Raw genomic sequence first — 562 nt, 5'->3', positions numbered from 1 at the left:
GCTTAACAAATCACTTCTCAGCATATAACCTCGCTTTACATCGATCAAAACCAAAAGGTTTGGATGATTCTAGTTACATGTTTCGCTATCTAGTTTTCAAGGATCAACTTGCTTCGTTACCGCTCAAAGCGGCAAGAAGTATCTTACCACATCACACATCTTCAGATCAACCCGTAATTTACTGGAAATTACGACCATTATGAAGGCGGTGTTGGTGGAGCCAAGCGGGATCGAACCGCTGACCTCCTGCTTGCAAGGCAGGCGCTCTCCCAGCTGAGCTATGGCCCCAAAATCGTTCCTTATGTGGTTGTCAGGAAAATGGTGGGCCCTAGTGGACTCGAACCACCGACCTCACCCTTATCAGGGGTGCGCTCTAACCAGCTGAGCTAAGGGCCCGTATGTTGTGAGTTCTCACTCACTTTGGTCTTGCGTACCAGCAAGCAACCGCCTGCTCTTTTCGCAAAATAAAAACCCACAAAGTGGGTTCGCTTGGCAACGTCCTACTCTCCCAGGACCCTTCGGTCCAAGTACCATCGGCGCTGGAAGGCTTAACGGTCGTGTT

1 protein-coding gene, 2 tRNA genes and 1 rRNA gene are annotated in these 562 nt (G+C 49.6%); 1 reads left to right on the top strand and 3 read right to left on the bottom strand.

All coding sequences use genetic code 11. From position 1 onward, the window contains the following. Positions 1 to 203, top strand: a 203-nt coding sequence (locus KVT34_RS29730) for a hypothetical protein (RefSeq protein WP_217563242.1), incomplete at its 5' end; no start/stop codon positions are given. A gap of 9 nt (positions 204 to 212) precedes the next feature. Here KVT34_RS29730 and KVT34_RS29725 read toward each other — a convergent pair. The 3 genes from KVT34_RS29725 to rrf all read right to left on the bottom strand — a co-directional run. Beyond that, positions 213 to 288 (bottom strand) — tRNA-Ala (locus KVT34_RS29725). A gap of 31 nt (positions 289 to 319) precedes the next feature. Continuing rightward, positions 320 to 396, bottom strand: a tRNA-Ile gene (locus tag KVT34_RS29720). 91 nt (positions 397 to 487) lie between these two features. Continuing rightward, positions 488 to 562, bottom strand: a 5S ribosomal RNA gene (gene rrf / locus KVT34_RS33035); the annotation flags it as partial.

The sequence above is a fragment of the Paenibacillus sp. GbtcB18 genome (assembly GCF_019091125.1).
Classification (GTDB): domain Bacteria; phylum Bacillota; class Bacilli; order Paenibacillales; family NBRC-103111; genus Paenibacillus_F; species Paenibacillus_F chitinolyticus.
Note: the sequence above shows the minus strand (reverse complement) of the source record. Positions and strands in the feature narration are given on the sequence as shown.